The organism is Sporosarcina sp. Marseille-Q4063, assembly GCF_018309085.1.
In the GTDB taxonomy this organism is placed as follows: domain Bacteria; phylum Bacillota; class Bacilli; order Bacillales_A; family Planococcaceae; genus Sporosarcina.
On record NZ_CP070502.1, the window covers coordinates 2,992,841 to 3,014,265 of the forward strand.

At 43.6% G+C, this 21,425-nt stretch carries 14 protein-coding genes; 13 read left to right on the forward strand and 1 reads right to left on the reverse strand.

Annotated elements, in window-relative coordinates; translation table 11 throughout:
• Positions 1-53: 53 nt before the first annotated feature.
• The 7 genes from JSQ81_RS15465 to JSQ81_RS15495 all read left to right on the forward strand — a co-directional run bounded on the left by JSQ81_RS15465 (position 54) and on the right by JSQ81_RS15495 (position 10,153).
• Positions 54-3,611, forward strand: coding sequence for a S8 family serine peptidase (locus JSQ81_RS15465; protein WP_249336557.1), 3,558 nt, complete (start codon positions 54-56; stop codon positions 3,609-3,611).
• Positions 3,612-3,653: 42 nt separating this feature from the next.
• Positions 3,654-3,884, forward strand: a complete 231-nt coding sequence (locus tag JSQ81_RS15470; protein ID WP_212604907.1) for a hypothetical protein — start codon at positions 3,654-3,656, stop codon at positions 3,882-3,884.
• A 269-nt stretch (positions 3,885-4,153) separates the two neighbouring features.
• Positions 4,154-5,104 (forward strand): nuclease-related domain-containing protein, encoded by a 951-nt coding sequence (locus tag JSQ81_RS15475; protein ID WP_212604908.1) that lies wholly within the window; start codon positions 4,154-4,156, stop codon positions 5,102-5,104.
• A 241-nt stretch (positions 5,105-5,345) separates the two neighbouring features.
• Positions 5,346-6,950, forward strand: a complete 1,605-nt coding sequence (locus tag JSQ81_RS15480) for a gamma-glutamyltransferase family protein (protein ID WP_212604909.1) — start codon at positions 5,346-5,348, stop codon at positions 6,948-6,950.
• Positions 6,944-7,219, forward strand: coding sequence for a YhdT family protein (locus JSQ81_RS15485; protein ID WP_210470063.1), 276 nt, complete (start codon positions 6,944-6,946; stop codon positions 7,217-7,219). Before JSQ81_RS15480 ends, JSQ81_RS15485 begins: the two co-directional genes overlap by 7 nt.
• The gene (gene panF, locus JSQ81_RS15490; RefSeq protein ID WP_212604910.1) at positions 7,216-8,658 is read left to right on the forward strand and encodes a sodium/pantothenate symporter; all 1,443 of its coding nucleotides are present in this window, start codon (positions 7,216-7,218) and stop codon (positions 8,656-8,658) included. Before JSQ81_RS15485 ends, panF begins: the two co-directional genes overlap by 4 nt.
• Positions 8,659-8,956: 298 nt before the next feature.
• On the forward strand, positions 8,957-10,153 hold the full coding sequence (locus JSQ81_RS15495; RefSeq protein WP_212604911.1) for an aminotransferase class I/II-fold pyridoxal phosphate-dependent enzyme: 1,197 nt from the start codon (positions 8,957-8,959) through the stop codon (positions 10,151-10,153).
• A 56-nt stretch (positions 10,154-10,209) separates the two neighbouring features.
• On the opposite strand, the gene JSQ81_RS15500 is transcribed toward JSQ81_RS15495, so the two are convergent.
• On the reverse strand, positions 10,210-10,356 hold the full coding sequence (locus tag JSQ81_RS15500; protein ID WP_212604912.1) for a hypothetical protein: 147 nt from the start codon (positions 10,354-10,356) through the stop codon (positions 10,210-10,212).
• 319 nt (positions 10,357-10,675) lie between these two features.
• On the opposite strand from JSQ81_RS15500, the gene JSQ81_RS15505 reads away from it, so the two are divergent.
• The 6 genes from JSQ81_RS15505 (at position 10,676) to JSQ81_RS15530 (ending at position 21,232) form a co-directional block, all read left to right on the forward strand.
• Positions 10,676-11,278 (forward strand): TasA family protein, encoded by a 603-nt coding sequence (locus JSQ81_RS15505; protein ID WP_212604913.1) that lies wholly within the window; start codon positions 10,676-10,678, stop codon positions 11,276-11,278.
• Positions 11,279-11,438: 160 nt separating this feature from the next.
• Positions 11,439-12,071 carry a hypothetical protein gene (locus JSQ81_RS15510; RefSeq protein WP_212604914.1) on the forward strand — a complete coding sequence of 211 codons (633 nt, stop codon included), beginning with the start codon at positions 11,439-11,441 and terminating at the stop codon, positions 12,069-12,071.
• Positions 12,043-12,672 carry a signal peptidase I SipW gene (gene sipW / locus JSQ81_RS15515; RefSeq protein ID WP_212604915.1) on the forward strand — a complete coding sequence of 210 codons (630 nt, stop codon included), beginning with the start codon at positions 12,043-12,045 and terminating at the stop codon, positions 12,670-12,672. Before JSQ81_RS15510 ends, sipW begins: the two co-directional genes overlap by 29 nt.
• Before the next feature lie 36 nt (positions 12,673-12,708).
• Positions 12,709-13,368, forward strand: coding sequence for a M73 family metallopeptidase (locus tag JSQ81_RS15520; RefSeq protein ID WP_212604916.1), 660 nt, complete (start codon positions 12,709-12,711; stop codon positions 13,366-13,368).
• A 1,202-nt stretch (positions 13,369-14,570) separates the two neighbouring features.
• Positions 14,571-20,216 (forward strand): S8 family serine peptidase, encoded by a 5,646-nt coding sequence (locus tag JSQ81_RS15525; RefSeq protein WP_212604917.1) that lies wholly within the window; start codon positions 14,571-14,573, stop codon positions 20,214-20,216.
• Between the two features lie 296 nt (positions 20,217-20,512).
• Positions 20,513-21,232 carry an N-acetylmuramoyl-L-alanine amidase gene (locus tag JSQ81_RS15530; protein WP_212604918.1) on the forward strand — a complete coding sequence of 240 codons (720 nt, stop codon included), beginning with the start codon at positions 20,513-20,515 and terminating at the stop codon, positions 21,230-21,232.
• The last annotated feature ends 193 nt before the right edge of the window (positions 21,233-21,425 follow it).

Sequence of the window (21,425 nt, forward strand, 5' to 3'; positions counted from 1 at the left end):
CTATCGTCGCACAATTACTACTAGTGCAAATAAAACAAAAGGGGAAATGAGAATTGAAGAAAAATAACTTCATGAAGTTGCTAAGCACTTTTCTAGCGTTCGTCATGGTTCTTTCCTTATTGACACCAATTTCATCCGTGTCAGCAGCAAAGACAGAACCTTTTAAAACGGACAAGCAAAGTGAAAGCGTCATGCAACAAAAACTAGCAATCGCCGAACAACTACGATTGACAGAGCAAGCGCCAAGATTACATAAAGACCTCGAAGAACTGAAAGGAAATCAGGAAGTAGATGTCATTATCCATCTTTCTGAAAAACCTGTTGCACTTGAAAAAGGAATCACAGAAGCAAAAGGACAAAAATTCTCAGCAGCAAATAAAAAATCAGCCAAAGCAAAAGTTGCATCGCAACAAGGTATGATGAAAAAAGCCATGAATGCTAACGAAATTTCATTCAAAGAAGGCTATAGTTACGACACTGTATTAAACGGATTCGCAGCTACAGTTAAAGCGGACGATCTCGAGAAATTACTCGAAGTCGATGGCGTCACACTTGTCGAACCAGACGCGGAAGTCCATGCCTATGAAGATAATTCAGCAACATCGGACGGCAAAGTCGGAGTCGCAATGGATACAAGCACTTCATTCTTAGGGATTGAACCACTATGGGCTGAAGGTTATGAAGGCCAAGGAATCAAAGTGGCGGTTCTCGACACGGGAATCGACGCGGATCACCCTGATTTCGCAGGAATTTATAAAGGCGGAAAGAACTTTATTCCCAATTCATCAACCTACACAAAAGAGCGTGCAGATGATGACGCATCTGAAACATTGCCATCAGAACGGCCAGAAAGCATGCCGGAATTCAATGCTAACGGAAGTTCGTTCTACACATCCCACGGCACGCACGTGGCAGGAACAATCGCGGCAATCGGTAACAACGAATTTGGCATTAAAGGAATCGCGCCAAAAGTAGACCTCTACGCATACCGCGTTCTCGGCGCTTATGGTAGCGGAGCGACTTCCGGCATCGTTGCGGCGATTGAAGAAGCAGTTATCCAGGAAATGGATGTTATTAATCTTTCATTGGGTGGCGGATCAAATACAGAAACAGACACGGGTTCATACGCCATCAATAACGCAATGCTCGCTGGCGTTATTTCAGTAATCGCAACAGGCAACTCCGGTCCGAATCGTGGAACAATGGGAACACCCGCAACTGCACCTTTTGGAATTGCAGTTGGAAACACGACAAATCCAGAAAATAGATATAACGTAAACGTTTCAGTAGAAGCAGGCGACTACAGTCTTTCTTCTCAACTGAACTTAATGTCGACGACTTACGGTGCAAACCTTGAAGATCAACTTGCAGGCGAATTAAACCTTGTCGCAGTCCCAGGTATCGGGAAATCTGCTGATTTCGACGGCATAAACGTCGAAGGAAAAGTCGCGTTAATCGCACGCGGAGAAATCCCATTCGTTGAAAAAATCGAAAACGCGAAAAACAATGGTGCAATCGCGACAATTATTCACAACTCACATAACGGATCGAATACACCGGATATTTCAAACGTATTCCTAGGCGATGACTTTGCATTCCTTCCGACAGTAGATATGTCATACACGGATGGAACCGCAATTCGCGCCGCGCTTGAAAATGCGGACGGAAAAGTTTCTTTCAATAATGTCAACTTCACAGCAACTGAAGGCGACGAAGTAAACGATTCAAGTTCACGCGGACCTTCCGTGCCGAATTTCGACATCAAACCAGACGTCAGTGCACCAGGAACAAATATCATGTCAACAATCCCGATGTACAAAGCGGATTTCCCAGATGCGACTTACGAGCATGCTTACACAAGAAAAACAGGTACATCTATGGCAACACCGCACATCGCAGGAATTGCAGCACTTGTACAACAAGCTAACCCCGATTGGAATGCATTCGACGTCAAAGTCGCGCTATCCAACACAGCTAAAATACTAGACACAGATAAATACGACGTATTCGCACAAGGCGCAGGTCGCGTAAATGCATACGCCGCAGCACACGCAAATGTCCTTGCATATGCAGTAGACGAAGCATTACCGGATGCTGATAGCCAAAAAATTGAAAACTTAAAAGGAACCGTCACTTTCGGTCCACAATCACTTGAAGAAGATCTAACGGTTACCAAAGAAATTCTCGTCAAAGACCTTAAAAACGTCGGCGGAAACTACGATGTATCTGTAGACGTTACAAAAGGATTCGCAGACGCAGCAGTAACGGTCGACAAATCTACATTCACATTAGAAGGCGAAGAAGTAATCACTGTTACACTAACAGCTTCACAAAACGAAAACACGAAACCAGGCGATGAAATCCTAGGATACATCCACATCAACGGTGGCGATTCCGAACTTTCATTACCATTCGCAGCAGATTTCGGCGGAGTAGCAGCAGCAACCATCGAAAATATGAGCATTTCAGAAACTGATCTCTCATTCGACGGAGACGGCTACAAGGATTCTGCATTACTAGGATTCACGCTAACAGGCGATGTGAAAACGAATTTCATCGAACTTTGGGATATGATGAACCCTAACGGCGGCGCATACGGCGATGGATACATCGGGTATTTACACGCGGGCACGTCATTGGGAGCGGGTTCTTACACGTTGACTGTGGCGGGACAATACAACCCGTGGTCAGGGGACCCAGCAACAACAATTCCTGACGGTTTATACACAATTGACTTAACAGCCGTCACGGATGCAGGTCCAATTGGTGACTATGCAGGCCCAATCGTCGTTAAATCTTCGGCAGGTTCTATTAGGGGCACAGTCGAAGGTACGACAGCTACAGGTAAAATCGTAGATAAATACGTAGACTATCAAGCTGAACTAGTCAAATACGGACTCGGCTATAACGTCAATACGAAACTCAAAGCAACATCTGAAGTAACAATCGACGGCGAAACCGTTTCAACACCAATCACGCTTCAACAAGACGGTTCATTTATATTCGATCTTGGCAATAAAAACCCGGAAAGCGTAGCCGTGAAATACGTTGATGCAGCCGGCAACTCAGCAGAAGAAGTAATTTTTGTTGGCAATGAAGAGCCGACTTATACCGTCCCTACAGATGAAATCGAATCGCAACTAAGCGACGAAAAAGCAAAAGAAGTAACAGTTTCCGCACCACAATTCGAAGAAGCATTAAATGTCGAAATTGACAGCGCGCTAGTAAAAGCACTAGAAGATTCGAAGAAAGATCTAGTCATCGAAAGTGAAGAACTATCCTTCACGCTTACTAGCAAAGTTGTAGAAAAATTGTCTGAAGCAACAGACGGAACACTCACAATCGCGCTAACTAAAGAAGAAGCAACAAACGAAAAAGCAATTTCCGAAGTTTATTCCTTCCGCTTTGTCACAGGCGAGGACCAAACGGAAATCCTCATCGGCAATGAAAAAATCGACGTCACACTCACAGTTGATGCATCAAACGTAAATAAAACAAATCAACTATGGGCGCAAGATCTGAATAGCGGCGAATCATTCAAAGCAAAATACAATAACAACGCCGCAACATTTAAATCAGACGGACCAGGAAAATTCGTCATAGTAAAATAAGCAACACCACACGCCCCAGCAATTCAAGCTGGGGCGTTTTTTGTGGAAACGACCAAAGTGGACGCCGAAACGACTAAAGAAGCCTCTCAAACGACTAAAGCAATCCTCGAAACGACTATAGAGTACTTTCAAACGACTAATATCGCTCCCCAAAAAGGTAATCGAAGTGCTTTATTTGTTGAAGCCGGAACAAACTACGAGGGCAACACTTATCGATTTGTACAAATTTTACAGCGCCTTCAAATAACCAAAAGCAGCCGGCAAAACGACTAAAGACGTCTACCAAACGACTAAAGCACGTCTCGAAACGACCAAAGCCTCCTCTCAAACGACTATAATACGCCGCAAAACGACTATAGCCACCTCCCAAACGACCAAAGCTGCCAATCTACCGTCAATAAAAACCCCTACAATTCAATTTCAACACCATTTCCCCCACGAAAATTCAATAATTCCCCCAATAAACCCATCAAAAATCAACCTTCCTCCACACTATAGGCACCCCCGATATATTTTGGTAATCTTAATAAGAGGTGATGTCTATGATTTACAAAAAGAGGGGAAAACCAAACGATCTCCTAGGATTAACCGCACTTAAAAATCGTATTCATTCAAACCACAAATGCGTGAGAGAGATTGCTGACAAGTTTAATCGAGCAAAAGCTGGTTATGAAGGCGAAATTAACTTCGACAAGCATTTAAAAGAATTCATGCCCAAGTATCCGCATGCAATTCTTCACGATGTCTACTTAAATCAAGGTGGCGTTTATTTTCAAATGGATTCGATTCTTATCACACCGGCAACCATCATTATTTTTGAAGTGAAAAACATCGCCGGAAAATTGATATTCATGGGGAATCCTGACAGATTTGTGAGGGAACTAGATAACGGCGAAAGAAAACCGATGGAAAGCCCGATTGCACAATTAGATAGGAAAGAATATTTCCTCAAAGAATGGCTGAGCAAAAGGGGTATTCAAGCTCCTATTCAAGGAATTGTCGTTCTCGCCTTCGAAAACGAAATCGAACTTTTGTCCACGCCGAAAAAACATATAACATTTGCGTTCCAGGTTCCAAATTACCTGTATTCACTTCCTTTAGATAAAGGTGAGCTTAGCGGTACGCAAATTAAAAGTCTAGCGACGGAGATGAAGCGGCGTCATTCAGACTACAATCCGTTCCCGATAATCAAAAATTGGGATGTTTCACCTGTAGACTTAAAACAGGGTGTTCAATGTCAAAGTTGCAAGTTTTTCGGCATGCAGTGGAGTAAACAGAAATGGAATTGTCCAAAATGCAAAAGCCATAGCGTGGACAGCCATATCGCAACAACCAAGGATTGGTTTTACCTAGTAGACAGCAAGATAACCAACGGTGAATTCCGAAACTTTGCATTGATTGAAAACCAACAAGTTGCCAAAAGATTACTCAAAAGATCAGGATTGCAACTCCACGGCAAATTAAGAACAAGCTATTATGTGATGAAAAACTAGATTTGACGCCAAACGACCAAAGTCGATCCCCAAAAGACCAAAGCAGCACCCGAAACGACTATAGTAGACTCCCAAACGACCAAAACCGCACTCGAAACGACTATACCTGACTTCCAAACGACCAAAGCCACTATCAAATCTACTAAAACAACCCCAAAAGCACCCTCTCATTCTGTATAATGAATACAACTACATACACAACACAAAAACACACAAAAACATAAAAACGGAGGAGTAAAAAATGGATTACCTATACAACCCGTACCCTTCAATAAAACACACCGCATTCGCAAAAAACGGCATGGTAGCAACATCACAACCACTCGCCGCACAAGCCGGAATTGAAATCATGCGACAAGGTGGAAACGCCATCGACGCAGCAATCGCAACAGCGGCAGCACTCACCGTTGTCGAACCGACTTCAAACGGAATCGGCGGCGACGCATTCGCGCTTGTCTGGGTAAACAACAAACTTCACGGCCTGAACGCATCCGGTCCATCGCCAGAATCCCTAACAATCGACAATGTAAAAGCAGCGGGCCATGAAAAAATGCCAACTCACGGCCTCACGCCAATCACAATTCCTGGCGTCCCGGCAGCATGGGCGGAACTAGCAAAAAAGTTCGGTAAACTATCATTAAAAGAATCACTAGCACCGGCAATTCGCTATGCCGAAGAAGGCTACCCGCTAACGCCTATCCTAGGAAAGTACTGGAAACTAGCATACAAAAGATTCAAAGATTCATTCACAACAGAAGAATTCAACGCCTGGTTCGAAACGTTCGCTCCAGACGGCCGCGCGCCGGAAATCGGCGAAGTATGGAAATCCCCGGGACACGCGGAAACGCTAAGATCCATCGCTGAATCAAATGCAGATTCCTTCTATAAAGGAGAAATCGCCGACAAAATCGACGACTTCATGGTGAAACACGGCGGTTACTTACGAAAATCAGACCTAGAAAAATACAAAGTCGAATGGGTAGAACCAATTTCAACAAACTACCGCGGTTATGACGTCTGGGAAATCCCGCCGAATGGCCAAGGCATGGTGACGCTCATGGCGCTAAATATTTATAGCAAATTAAGCCCGGCGATCCCAGAAAACACGAAAACGCTCCACGAACAAATCGAAGCAATGAAACTAGCATTCACCGACGGGAAAGCGTTCATCACCGAAGAAAACGAAATGCCGATAGATGTCGAACATTTACTGTCAGACGAATACGCAGAAAAACGTGCGGAAAAAATCACAAACGAAGCATCAATTCCAGAGCCGTACGATCTCCCGAAAGGCGGCACCGTTTACCTAGCAACAGCGGACGGAGAAGGGAATATGGTCTCCTTCATCCAGTCAAATTACATGGGCTTCGGATCCGGCATCGTCGTTCCCAACACAGGAATCGCGCTTCAAAACCGCGGCGCCGATTTCTCGCTCGACCCAACACATCCGAATGCGTTAAAACCGGGAAAGCGTTCCTATAACACGATCATCCCGGGATTCCTGACAAAAAACGGACAAGCAATCGGCCCGTTCGGAGTCATGGGCGGTTTCATGCAGCCGCAAGGACATTTCCAAATGATTGTAAACACCATTGATTATAAATTAAACCCACAAGCCGCACTCGATTCACCAAGATGGCAGTGGATCGAAGGAAATACAGTTCACGTCGAACCCAATTTCCCGAATCACTTAGCGCAAGCACTAACTCGGCTAGGCCACGATATCCAGCCAAAGCTCGATAACGGTTCATTCGGACGCGGCCAAATCATATGGCGCAATCCTGAAACAGGCGTATTATCGGGAGGAACTGAAACACGAACAGATGGAGCGATTGTCTTATGGTAAATAAAAGCAATACAGATTGGCGGTTTAAAATTGCGCACCGCGAAGCACTGATAGGTGTCGGACTCGCAATTTTCAACTTCATATGGTGGTTCGGCTTCGCCTATGGACTCGGATCACGTCCGGTGGAGGAATATACATATGTATTTGGTCTCCCGGCATGGTTTTTCTACAGTTGCGTCGTCGGATTTGTATTAATCTCGATTCTCGTAATCATTATTACAAAGTTCTTCCTCACAGAAGTTCCTTTTGAGGAGGAAGACGAGTTATGAACATTAGCGTTATTGCACCGCTCGTCATTTTTCTTGTAGCGATTTTCGCGATTGGTTTGATTTCATCAAGAAAAATGGAGTCGGACAAAGGCTTCCTGCAAAACTATTTCCTAGGCGGCCGTGAACTTGGCGGTTTCGTCCTTGCGATGACAATGGTTGCGACCTACGGAAGCGCATCGAGTTTCCTAGGGGGACCCGGGACAGCTTATACTGTCGGATTCGGTTGGGTTTTACTTGCTATGTCTCAAGTTGTTACCGGATATTTCGTCCTTTTAATCTTAGGAAAGAAATTCGCCATTTTAGCACGGAAATACAATGCCGTGACAATGATTGATTTCTTGAAAGTTCGCTATAACAGCCCGGCTGTCGCGATTTTATCGGCAGTTGCCATCATTATCTTTTTATTTTCCGCAATGACAGCGCAGTGGGTCGGAGGCGGCCGTCTCATCGAATCGCTCACCGGACTTAAGTACACGTCCGCGCTCTTCATTTTTGCGATTTCGGTCCTCGTCTATGTCGTCATCGGCGGTTTCCGTGCAGTTGCAGTGACCGATGCCGTGCAAGGCGCGATTATGGTCATCGGAACACTTATTTTACTCATCGGCGTCATTATCGCAGGTGGCGGCGTGCCAGCCATCATGCAAGATTTGTTGAATGAAAACCCGCGTCTCGTCACGCCATTCGGAGCGGACGGGAGTCTAACAGCTGCCTATGTATCTTCTTTCTGGATATTAGTCGGTGTCGGCGTCGTCGCGCTTCCACAAATGGCAGTGCGCGCAATGAGCTACAAAAACTCGCGATCCATGCACCGCGCACTCATTATTGGAACGCTCGTTACCGGATTTATCATGCTGAATATGCACCTAATCGGGATTTTCGCACGTCCCGTTTTACCAGGAATCGACGTCGGCGACAAAGTAATTCCGCTGTTGGCACTCGAAGTATTACCACCGTGGCTCGCTGGAATCGTACTCGCAGCCCCGATGGCAGCCATCATGTCGACGGTAGATTCACTACTATTACTCGTAAGTTCAGCAATCGTCAAAGACGTCTACTTGAACTTTATTAAACCAGACGCAAAAGAAAAAACCGTCAAATGGCTGAGTTTCGGCGTGACTGGAATACTCGGAATCATCGTATTCCTACTCGCATTGCAACCACCTGAGCTCCTAATCTTCCTGAATCTATTCTCATTCGGAGGACTCGAAGCCGCCTTCATCTGGCCAGTCGTCATGGGCCTTTACTGGAAATACGGCAACAAATACGGCGCAATCGCCTCGATGATCACAGGAATGGTTTCCTACATCGCGCTCCATTATTACAACGAAGCATTCGGCAACCTACTCGGCGTACACACCGTCACATTCCCGATCGTCTTCTCGTTCGTCGCGTATATTGCCTTTAGTTTGCTAATCAACAAGAAGGAATTTGTGTTTTAAAATTAAGGCTCTCTTCTATAGAGAGTCTTTTTTGATACCTTCAATTAATAAATAATCCAAACGACCAAAGTCGCCCCCGAAACGACTATAGCAGCCTCCCAAAAGACCATAAACGCTTCGAAACGACCAAAGTGACACCTCAAACGACTATAGCCGCTTGCCAAACGACCAAAGCACATTCCAAAACGAATTTTGACCATTCTTCCATCAAAAATCCTCTACCATTCATACCAAAGATTCTGTAAACTATACTTAAGTAAGCGATCAAAAAAATCGCTTCGTAAAAGGGGGAAGTGTATTGACGTTATCAGCCAGCTCGCGGATTCAGGCGATTGAATTATCGGGAATCCGAAAAGTCGCAAATATGCTCAGCAACTATCCAAATGCCATTAACCTGACGATTGGTCAACCCGATTTTACAACGCCGGAATTAATAAAAGACGCTGGAATCGAAGCCATCCGAAACGACAAAACGACGTACACGACAAATATGGGGATTTTGGAATTGCGACAAGCAATCAGCGATTTTTTCGCGAATAAATACGGATTCACTTACAACCCACAAACAGAAATTCTGGTGACAGCAGGCGCAAGTGGAGGGATGGATGCAACATTTCGCACGATTTTAAACGAAGGGGACGAAATAATTGTACCCGCGCCCATTTTTTCCGGTTATGATCCGCTTATTTCATTAACAGGGGCGAAGGCAGTCTATTTGGATACAACGAAAACCAACTTCATACCGGATCCAACCCAACTCGAAGCGCTAATAACACCAAAAACTAAAGCAGTGGTATTTAGTTTCCCATCAAATCCAACGGGTGTTATTATTCCGAAACAAACGATGGATGCGCTCGTCGAAGTCCTTGCCAGACATGATATCTTCATCGTTTCAGACGAAATCTATAGTGAAAATACATTTGAAGGCAAACATGTTTCATTCGCCGGGTACCCGCAACTGAAAGAAAAACTTTTCCTCATTCATGGACTTTCAAAATCGCATTCGATGACGGGATGGCGGGTAGGATTTTTATTAACTGCCGAAAAGTGGATGAAACACGCAGTGAAAGCCCATGCGCATAATACGCTTTGCGTCAACGCGCCGACTCAATACGCGGCCATCACCGCGCTAACAAAATGCCAAGACACACCCGCAACAATGAACAAAGAATATATCAAACGCCGGGATTTAGTCTACAATCGTCTCACATTCATGGGACTCGAAACCGTCAAACCGAACGGGGCATTTTATATTTTTCCGTCAATCAAAGAATTCAACATGTCGTCTGAACAATTTGCGCTTACGCTACTAAAGGAGGCAGATATCGGGGTAGTTCCGGGGAGTGCATTTACGCCGCTCGGTGAAGGATACATCCGAATTTCATATGCCTACGCCTATGACCAACTCGAAATCGCGATGAATCGTCTTGAAAACTGGGTAACGAATTGGCGGCGAAATGAACGCCACTTCGTGCCAGATCCACCACTGGTTTAAAGGTAGTTCTGAAAAACACCATACTTGAAAAATAAATATCCACGCGCCCCGGCGATTCAAACCGGGGCGCTTTTGCGTGTGAAAAAGGAAAACGCCCAAAGCGGCTTCCTGCCACTCCAAATACATACTTCCAACGTATTTTGCGTTGATAGAATCGTGAATAACCCTTTATGGACGAGTGTATCGGCACGAAAGTCTACCATCAGAATCACCCCCAAGTAGAATACAAATACGTTAAAAATCACTCGTTTGAGGGAGGTTGAATCCCTTCGCTAAGCCTATACTGAAGTTAGTTCCATTTTCATAGTGAGAAAAAGCAAGTCTCAAGGAGGAGATTACAGACGCTTAAATCGAATTAAATATTCTAGTAAATAACATTGAAAAGTAACCACAGTTATCGAACTATGAAAATGTTTGGAACCAGGTCTACTTAAATTAAAAGCTTTAAAAGATACTCGGAAAAGTATCGACAAGTAAGTACTAGCAATAATAAAATTACAAAATTCTTAGGAGGAAATAAAAATGAGTCTTAAAAAGAAACTAGCAATGAGTATCGCAACTGGGGCATTAGCTGTAAGTATGATTGGTGGAGGAACGTATGCTTATTTCAATGATGTGGAAGTGAATAAAAGCAGTTTCGCAGCCGGAACATTGGATATTAATATTAAAGGTAACGATGCATACAATGCAATTATCGATGTTGGTAATCTAAAACCAGGGGATCATATGATACGTCAATTTAAAATTAATAACACTGGAAGCTTGGATGTATCCCAGGTATTGTTGACATCTGCTTATGCAGTAGGGGATGCAAAGGGTAATAATGGCGACGCAGACTTTGGTGACCATATTCAGGTTAAGTTCCTTGTCAATAATGACAAAGCATCTCCTGTTATTTTTGAAACTACTTTAAAGGAGCTAAGTAAAACAGACGTTACTGATAGAAATCTGATCGGGGCGATCTTTGGTGGAGAAAGAGATGGACTAAAGGCGAAATCATCCGATACGCTTACAGTTATGTTTGAATTTATTGACAATGGTCAGAATCAAAATGTTTTCCAAGGAGATTCTCTAAAGCTTGATTGGACGTTTGAAGCAAAGCAGACAGCTGGAACATTGAGATAACATATATCCCGGGAGGAGAGCACTTCTCCTCCCTCCTTTTATTTCAACAGGCCACCAGTACGATTACTTATATATATTTCTCAACACATAACCTAATCTTGTGTTTTGAGAAATCTATTTAAGAAAAGCCATTAATAAAATTTCGAAGGGCGGGATCGGGTTGAAAAAAGAATTGAGAAGAAATCGGAGGCGCAGATACAAAAAGAAGGAGAAACACGGTCTTTTCTTAGCGATTAAACTGGCACTCATATGTTATTTAGCCATCTTTGGAATCAGTTACATGACGTCTAACACGTCTGCATATTACAGCAGTCAGGCATCAATCTCCGAAATAATCACTGCCGATACGTGGGAGGATCCGGACGAGAATAATCAATGTGGTGAAGAAAATGAAGAAGCTACCGCATCTGGCGATGAAATAAATGCCGACTGTGTAGACAAAGATGAGCCTAAGGTAGAAGAAGAAAAAGTAACTGATCAAGAAAATAGTGAGCCAGGTGAATCGGAAGATAAATCAGATGAAACAGATATAGAAAAAGAAGATAAAGTCGACTCGGATGCTGGCAAAGAAAAAGAGAATCAAAACCCTAAAGAGGACACACAAAAACAGCCGGACAAAGAAGATGAATCCGTAGACGAATCCAATGAAAAGAAACCGGATGATAAAGCACCTGTAGAAAAAGCACCAGAAGACAGCTCTGATGATGAACTAAACACTACTGTAACTAAAGAAGATAACACGAAGAAGGTAGAGGGGGATACTAATGAACAAGAAGAAGGTAGCGTGGAGTAAGGAAAAAAAGAAAAACAAGAAAATAATTAAGTGGATAAATAGTATTGTAACCAGCATATTGATGGTCTTACTGATCACTGTAGCCGCATTAGTAGTCATCACAAAAGCTTCTGGCGGGGAGCCGCAACTTTTTGGTTATCAATTAAAAACAGTTCTGTCAGGATCCATGGAACCAGATATCCAAACCGGTTCGATAATTTCTGTAAAACTGGCCGAAGATAAAACAAACTTTAAAGAAGGCGACGTCATTACATTCATGGAAGAAGAAGGAATTCTGATTACCCACCGGATTACTGAAGTTGTCGGAAGTGGAGATTCTGTACTTTACCGAACAAAAGGCGACAACAATAATGCGGAAGACATGAATCCGGTTCTGGCAGAGAATGTGGTTGCGGAGTACACTGGGGTCACGGTGCCTTATGTCGGTTACTTTGTTAACTTTTCTCAATCGAAAAATGGCGCTTTCCTATTGCTAATACCTGGCTTTTTACTACTTCTCTACTCCGCTTTTACAATTTGGCGGGTACTGTCACAAATCGAACTGCCTCAAAAAAATAAAACTGAAATTACGGAAGAAGACGTGGGAAAAAGTTCTTCCTAAATCAATCGCTGAGATATAAAAGGAGGAGGCATAATCATGAACAAACTGTTTCGACTTATCCCGCTTCTTTTATTGATTAGCGGAATATGTTTCTTTCCCGTAACAAGCGTGTTTGCAGATGATAATAATGAGACGGACAAGAAGGATATTAATATCACCCTTTCCCCAACAGATTCTTTATTTAATGTGAGTAATATGAAACCCGGTGACTGGGTGCCGAGAACCATTACAGTCACAAATTCCGGTAGCAAAGATTTTACCTATCAAATGGGGTCACAAAATGACGGAGAAACAAAGCTGTTCAATGAGCTATTATTGGAAGTAAAAGCTGACGAAAAGGAATTGTATCAAGGCAAGTTGGCTGATTTTAAATCGCTGCCTGCAAGAAAGCTTGTCAGCGGTAGCGAGGAAAGTTTAGACATCACGATACGTTTTCCAGAACATCTCGGTAATGACTTCCAAGGACTTGGAGCAGCATTTATTTTCAATTTCACAGCAGAAGGAAACAATACCACTCCTGTTCAAGCTGCGACGAAAGGACATATTGAAAGCGGCGGCCCAGCACAAGCCGGGTTCAGCCTACCCGACACGGCAACAAATTTATTTACCCTGTTATTACTTGGTGCTGTACTTATGGTAAGTGGAATCGCGTTAATGATCGTCAGGCATTACAGCAAGACAAAACCAGCTCAATAGTCAATATACAAACACCCCTGCAATTCAAACTGGGGTGTTTTTAGTTTGCAATAGAGAAAAACGACTAAAGCGGGCATCGAAACGACCAAAGACGCTGTCCAAACGACTAAAGCCCCTCGTAAAATAAGGTACCTGTGCATCGTTGATTTAAAATAAGGTACCTGTGCATCGTTGATTTATGACAATTCACAGGTTTGGATAAAAAAACGAAAAATGTTCCATGAATGCTTGCATGACTGGATTCCGATTACGGTTTATACAATTGTAGTGTATAATCTGAATCGTCTCTTGCACAGGTACCTAAAAAAACACCCCCTAAAAAAACTGACTATTTAAAAGCAAAAAACTACCATTATTACCTTGTGTCAAATCTCGTAATAATCACAAGAATACACACTAAATTTCCATGCGAATTTCCAAAAAAAACATCCTATTTTACAATTGCTACAAAAACTTTACTTCCATTTATCTGTAAACTCTTAAGTTTTATAGGTTAGAAGAAACTGACCGTCATCTAGTAGTTTAGGTTTATGAAAAGTGAATTACAACTAACGAACTCACAGTAATTACCAATGAAAATTAACCCATCAAATCCAGTAAAAACCTCACTCGCAAGGCCTCGTCTAATAGAAATAAGCTTCAAAAATACAAACCCATAAACTGGTAACCTCCATCGACTTTCCGTCCAGGAGTAACGTCTAAACCCAGTAAACACAACATTCTCGTCATTTTCCACTAGTGCTTTTCTCTATAAAAACACGACATATTTGTTTTATTACTGCAATAAAAGTCGAATTGTTAGTCTAATAATACTGATTTGACTAAATAGTCAACGAATTAGATTGACTTATAAAGATATGTTATTTATGCTCTAGTTGGTCAAAGAAGAGATTTTAGTAGAAAAAGGGGGGCAACATGAAACTGGTAAAGAAAATGTAGAAAGGGGGAAAATCAGCAGAAGGAGATACGAATTTCTTTGATCCGTTAAAAATTAGATAGTAGCATAAAATTGACCGACACCTCGAGAACCTCAACTATCAAACTAGCTTAGGATTTTAGGTGTTTTTCTGTGCGCTTTTATCTAATTGAAAACGAGCATACCAGCTACCAACTCACTAGCAACTTAAAAACAACTCACCAAAAATCACTACCAACCAATCAATCACGACTCACAATCACTGTAAAAAAGGGAGGAAATCTTATTGAGGAACAATAAACGTACTCAGAAAAGGGCGTTTAGTATATTCGCCACTTTTCTAATGGTTCTTTCATTAATTACACCCGGATTTGCTGCAGCGGAGTCACCAAGTGGGAAATTACATCAGTCTGTAAATGAAACCCAAGCAACACCAAAAGAAAAAATGGGCAAACGTTTACTAGGTGAATTCGAAAAACAAGAAAAAATAACCTTTCTCGTAAAGTTTAAAGAATCATCAGATTCGGCAAAAGTTGCAAAAGAAGCTCGGGCAAATGCACAGAAGAATAAATTGTCCGCGCATGACGCGAAATTTCAACAGCGCTCAGCTGTCGTATCGGATCTGAAATCCGTATCAATTGAATCACAACAAGGCGTTGTCGAGTATTTGGAAAGCGAAATGGAAAGCGGCAATGTTGAAGAGTTCAATTCATATTTTATCGTCAACGGAATGGCAGTTACAGCAACAAAAGAAGTTGCGGAGAAAATTGCAGCTTTTGCGGAAGTTGAAAAAATCTTACCAAACGAAGAACGTCAATTACACGAAACGATTGTAAAAGCTGATGAAGTCGCACCAAAATCAGAACTTGCAAACGTCGAATGGAACGTCGAACGCGTCAATGCACCAGCAGCTTGGGCGCTTGGAATTGACGGTTCAGGTACTGTAGTTGCAAGTCTAGACACGGGTGTTCAATGGGATCACCCAGCATTAAAAGAAAAATACCGCGGCTATGATGCAGGTACGGGCTCAGTAAATCACCAGTATAGCTGGTTCGATGCTTCAACTGGACAAGCAGCAGCATTTGATGACCATGGGCACGGAACGCATGTAACCGGAACAATGGTCGGAAGCGAACCAAATGGATCGAACCAAGTCGGGGTAGCACCAGGCGCGAAATGGATCGCGACAAAAGTATTTAACGCAGCGGGCAGCACGACCGATGCGATATTATTGAACGCTGCACAATGGATTATCGCACCGGGCGGCGATGTAAACATGGCGCCGGATGTTGTCAACAACTCATGGGGCGGCGGACCAGGTCTTGATGAATGGTATCGCGACACGGTTAGAGCTTGGAGAGCGGCAGAAATTTTCCCTGAATTCTCGGCTGGGAATACAACGCTGACGAATCCGGGCGGACCAGGATCAGTTGCTGTACCGGCAAACTATCCTGAATCCTTTGCAACAGGTGCGACTGATATCAATAACAAAGTAGCTAGTTTCTCGCTAAGAGGACCTTCTCCTTATGACGAAATTAAACCAGATATCATAGCGCCTGGCGTAAATATACGTTCGAGCGTACCAGGTAGCGGCTATGAAGGCGGTTGGAACGGAACATCAATGTCAGGACCGGCAGTAGCAGCGGTCGCAGCATTGTTGCGTCAAGTAAACGCCGACATATCAGTAGATGAAATGGAACAAATTTTACTAGATACCACGACTCCTTTAACTGATTCCCAATATCCTGAATCGCCAAACCACGCGTATGGATATGGACTTGTCGATGCATATGAAGCAGTATCGTCAATTCTTGATGGACTCGGAACGTTAAAAGGGCAAGTCATGGTAGACGGTGAAGATGCAGAAGCACCGACATTTGAACATGATTCACCAGCAGAAACATACGCAGGCATGGATTTGAATCTATCCGTCTTTGTCAGCGATAATGTCAGCATCACTGGCGTGCAATTAATGTACAAAACAGGTGATGATTGGACAACTGTAGATGCTGCACGTAAATCCGGCGACTTTAAGTCAGGAGATTACGCAGTAAAAGTTGCAGGCGATGACATCGCGGCACCTTCATTCACTTACAAATGGGTCATTAACGACTACGGAAACAACACGGTTGAAAGTGACGAGTATTCAGTCGACGTTAAAAACGGCATCACAACTGGCTATTTCGAAAACTTCGATGCTAGTTATGCACCAGTTGGTTGGTTTTCTGAAGGAGCAAACGACGCGTGGGAATGGGGAGCACCAACTTCCGGACCGGGTGAAGCATATTCAGGTGAAAACGTTTATGCGACAAACCTAGCTGGAAACTACAACAGCAGCATGAACGCAACGCTCACTATGCCGCCAATTGATCTACCAGAAGGACCCTCCTTCTTGCAGTTCAAACACTGGCATAACTTTGAAGAATCATCAGCAGGAAGAGCTTGGGATTATGGCCATGTCGTCATTTCCACAGACGGCGAGAATTGGACAAACCTAGAAATGTTCCAAGGCTTGTCAGATGGTTGGAAAGCAACTGAAATCGACCTGTCAGAATACAGTGGACGTGTCTATCTTGGTTTCCACACATTCTCTGACGGAAGTGTCGTAAGAGAAGGTTGGTATATTGACGATGTAGGTTTAGCTGAAACATCGCAATACAGCGATGACAGTGAAGCGCCGGTCATTAACCATACGGCACCACTTGAAGTCTATTCTGAAATGGATTTAACACTGAAAGCAGACGTAACGGATAACTTGAGAATCTCTTACGTGAATCTTCATTACAAAGATACAGATGGCGCTTGGCAAGAAGTTCAAGCGACGCAAGATTCCGGTAATGAATCAAGCGGAACATTCAGCGGAACGATTCCTGGGGATCAAGTCACCGGCGAATCAATCACTTACTACTTCGAAACAAGTGACTACGGTGGTAACGTCGTAGCAACTGAAGAGTATACAGTCGAAGTAAAACCGGGCGTCGGAATCGGGTACTTCGAAGACTTTGAAGGCTCACCATCCGGTTGGTATTCTTTCGGAGCCAACGACACTTGGGAAATGGGTATCCCGACATCAGGTCCGAACGGGGCAGCATCCGGTGAAAATGTTTATGCGACAAACCTTGCGGGAACATATGCATCCAATATGCTCGCGACACTAGTCATGCCGGCAATCGATTTGCCTGAAGGAGATGCCTACCTGGCGTTCAAACACTGGCATAACTTCGAACAATCTACAGCGGGTACAGCATGGGATTACGGTCATGTCGTAGTTTCTACGGATCAAGTAAACTGGACTCGACTACAAAAGTTCCAAGGGTTGACAGCCGATTGGACGGATGTAGAAATCGACCTATCCGAATATAGCGGTCAACGCATCTATGTCGGTTTCGAAGGATTCTCCGACGGAAGCGTCGTAAGAGAAGGTTGGTATATTGATGATGTCGGACTTTCGAACACATCCAATCAAACAGCTTCCGCACTAAGTGTTAAAAAAGCGTCTTCCAATAAACTTGGAATTGAAAAAGGAAATGAAAAAGTAGGCGTTGAAAAAGGAAATAAAGCACCATCAGCACTTCCGATTCGCGCACAAGTAACTGTCCTCGAAAACGGAAGAACGGTCTTTACGAATCCGGCCGACGGATCCTATTCACTCACGCTCCCAGTTGGAGATTTCACTGTTGAAGCAGGAGCCTACGGTTACGAAACAAAACAACAAACTGTATCCATCGCGGACGGCGAAGAAACACTCGCTAATTTCACATTAGACGAGCTGGATCAAGGCACTGTCACTGGTCAAGTTACGAACAGTGAAACAGGCAACGCAATAGCGGATGCAACACTTCTACTAATCGAAGATGCAAATATTCAACCAGTCGAAACAGATGCAGATGGAAACTTCTCACTGACAGCGTACGAAGGAACGTATACGCTAAAAGTAATGGCGCTCAATTTCCACAGCCAAGAAGTTGAAATCACAATCGGTTCAGACCCAATTGAAGTCAATGTCGAGCTCGATCCGTATTACACGTATCCAGGCGGCGAAATTGGCTATGACGATGGAACAGCTGAAAACGCACGTGCTTTCTACGATGCAGGAAACGGTTGGGCAGTTAAGATGTCGTTGCCTGAAGGAAGAGATTCCGCAATCGTAACGGACGGCGTATTCCGCTTCTGGGATACAGAATGGCCAGTACCAGGTGGAACTGAGTTTGCGGTTGAAGTTTGGGATGCAGGTTCAGACGGCATGCCAGGACAGAAACTAGCGGGTCCAATCGATGCAACAGCATTACGCGACGGCACTTGGACATCGGTAAACCTAAGAGATCATAACATCATTGTCGATGGCGATTTCTACATGGTTTACATTCAAACGAGAGCAAATCCGAATACACCAGGTCTAGCAACGGATGAAGACAGTACGAATGCGAAACGAAGTTACCAATACGTTGGCGGCGCTTGGTCAGCTTCACCAGCTGAAGAAGGGAACTATATGATCCGTGCACGCGTAGATTATGAAATCGCGAAGCCGGTCATCACAACTCCTGAAGAGAACTTGATCACGAATGAAGAAACAGTCACAATCGAAGGGGAAGCATCTCCAACGACAACAATTCAGCTGAACAACAACGGCGAAGAAGTCGCGACAGCTGAAATTGGAGACGAGGGAACATTCTCATTCGACGCGGACTTAACAGAAGGCGATAACGAATTTATTGCGACGACACTATTTAACGGCGATGCAGCTGGCTCATCCGAACCAGTGACAATCACGTTAGATACAGTTAATCCAACATTAACAATCACTAATCCAGTAGACGGAGACGTCACAAACCGTGAAACAGTCACCGTTGAAGGAACTGCGGCAGACGAAAATCTCGATTACGTCGAAGTAAACGGAGCGAAAGTAGCTGTTAACGAAGGCCACTACTCGAAACGAGTTCTTCTAGACGCAGGGGCAAATGAAATCACAGTCGTCGCACACGACCTAGCTGGAAACACGGAGACGAAATCAGTCACGGTCACAGCGAAGTGGAACGCGCCGACAATCGAAAACCTACAACCATCAGCCAATCAAACAGTCAATCCTGGCGATGAAGTAGACATTTCATTCACAAGTGATGCAGAAGGCGGAACAGCAAGCTTCACTGTACAAATCCCAGCACAAGCGAATGTACAGTCATCAACAAGCTTGCCAATCGAAGAAGTATCACCAGGCGTTTACAGCACAACATGGGTTGTTCCGAACATCACAGTTGACGGAGCAGTCGTAGTTGTCGAACTTACAGATGCTGCAGGTAATACAACTAGACAAGAAGCAGACGGCAGAATCACAGTCGAATCAATCGACGACGGCGGCGGTGCCAATGAAGGCGACGTCGGCTGGCATCACAAAGACGGAAAAACGTATTATCTAGATTCTGACGGTAAAAAAGTCAAAGGTTGGTATGAAATCCTGTCCAAATGGTACTTCTTTGACAATCAAGGCGTCATGCAAACGGGTATGGTAAAAGTGAAAGGCGACACTTACTATCTCGGTAATGACGGCGTTAGACAAACTGGTTGGGTGGATTATCAATCGAACAGGTATTACTTCAACGTCAACAATGGCATCATGCAAACCGGTTGGATTTTCCTTGAAGGAAATACGTACTACGCAGACAACAAAGGCGTCATACAAACCGGCATGTTGAAAATCAAAGGGGATACCTACTACTTCGACAATGACGGAGTTAGACAATCCGGCTGGGTAGATCACCAGTCAAACAGATATTTCTTTAACCACAACAACGGCGCGATGCAAGTCGGTTGGATCTACGACAGCGGAAACACGTACTACAGCGACAACAAAGGCATCATGCAAACAGGTTGGGTGAAAATTAAAGGGAAAATGTATCACTTCGATAGCGACGGCGTGCTAATCGGAACAGCATAATACAAAAATGGAGACTATGCCAAGGCGGCATAGTCTCTTTTTACATTGGGAAGGTCTCGCAAACGTCGAAACGACTAAACAAGCCTCCCACACGAATAAACCCACTTACTCCCTTAAGTATTCATAACAAGGCCTATAGACATATTTTGTTAACTTTGGTACATTGTAAAGTAAATATATTCATTACTTTCACACAAATCAAAAGAACTAATTGGGGGGACTAAGTTCACTAACCCTAATTAACAGATACATACAGGAAGCGGAATTTGGGCTAAATGAGAGGACTACAATAAAATATGAAACAAAGTAAATGGATTATTTTACTCACAACATTATTTCTAATCACAGGATGTTCCAATGAAACAAATAAAGCGGAGAGTATACCAACTATAAAAATTGATCAAGCATCAAATAATGGGATAAGCAACCTCAACCTTACCCCTCCAATGACAATAACAAGTATGCCAACGATCAATTATCTTCTCCCGCAGAAAAGTTCTGAAGAGAGAATAACGCCAATCACGCATATCGTATTGCATTTCACCAGTAATGCTGCGAAAAACCCCGAAAATCCTTACAATCCGAATGACATTCGTGAAACCTTCCTCGATTACGCGATTTCAGCGCATTATATGATCGGAAGAGAAGGCGAGATTTATCTGCTGGTCCCCGAAAACCGAATTGCCCGTCACGCCGGAAAAGGTGATTTAAAGAACTTTCCACACTATAAAGACGAGCTAAATAAGTATTCAATTGGAATTGAAATGCTGGCAATTGGAACAGAGGAAGAAATGAATTCAATGTTGCCTGCTAATATATATGAATCCATACCCGAGCCCCACATTGGCTTTACCGAAGCCCAGTACCAATCCCTACAGAGATTAGTCAACGATATAGTAAATAGAAACCCAGCTATAAAAAAAGATAGAGCACATATAGTTGGCCACGATGAATATGCACCAAATCGAAAAACAGATCCAGGCTCACTATTTAATTGGTCCGAAATCGGATTTTAAATTAGTTGAAAAAAGACTTTGCCAAGGCATAGTCTTTTTTAAGATGCAAACATCGAAACGACTAAAGATGCGCCTCAAACGACCATAGCAAACAACCAAACGACTATAACAGCCGTCGAAGCGACCAAACCCACCACCACCCACACAAATAAACACACAAAAAAAGGCCCACAGACGAATTCTCGTCCATGAA

Bases quoted from the DNA above. Each gene is read 5' to 3' on its own strand.
- sipW (WP_212604915.1), top strand. From the start codon at position 12,043: ATGAACAAGAAGAAGGTAGCGTGGAGTAAGGAAAAAAAGAAAAACAAG.
- panF (WP_212604910.1), top strand. From the start codon at position 7,216: ATGAACATTAGCGTTATTGCACCGCTCGTCATTTTTCTTGTAGCGATT.
- JSQ81_RS15475 (WP_212604908.1), top strand. From the start codon at position 4,154: ATGATTTACAAAAAGAGGGGAAAACCAAACGATCTCCTAGGATTAACC.
- JSQ81_RS15530 (WP_212604918.1), top strand. From the start codon at position 20,513: ATGAAACAAAGTAAATGGATTATTTTACTCACAACATTATTTCTAATC.
- JSQ81_RS15500 (WP_212604912.1), bottom strand. From the start codon at position 10,356: ATGGTAGACTTTCGTGCCGATACACTCGTCCATAAAGGGTTATTCACG.
- JSQ81_RS15520 (WP_212604916.1), top strand. From the start codon at position 12,709: ATGAACAAACTGTTTCGACTTATCCCGCTTCTTTTATTGATTAGCGGA.
- JSQ81_RS15505 (WP_212604913.1), top strand. From the start codon at position 10,676: ATGAGTCTTAAAAAGAAACTAGCAATGAGTATCGCAACTGGGGCATTA.
- JSQ81_RS15480 (WP_212604909.1), top strand. From the start codon at position 5,346: ATGGATTACCTATACAACCCGTACCCTTCAATAAAACACACCGCATTC.
- JSQ81_RS15485 (WP_210470063.1), top strand. From the start codon at position 6,944: ATGGTAAATAAAAGCAATACAGATTGGCGGTTTAAAATTGCGCACCGC.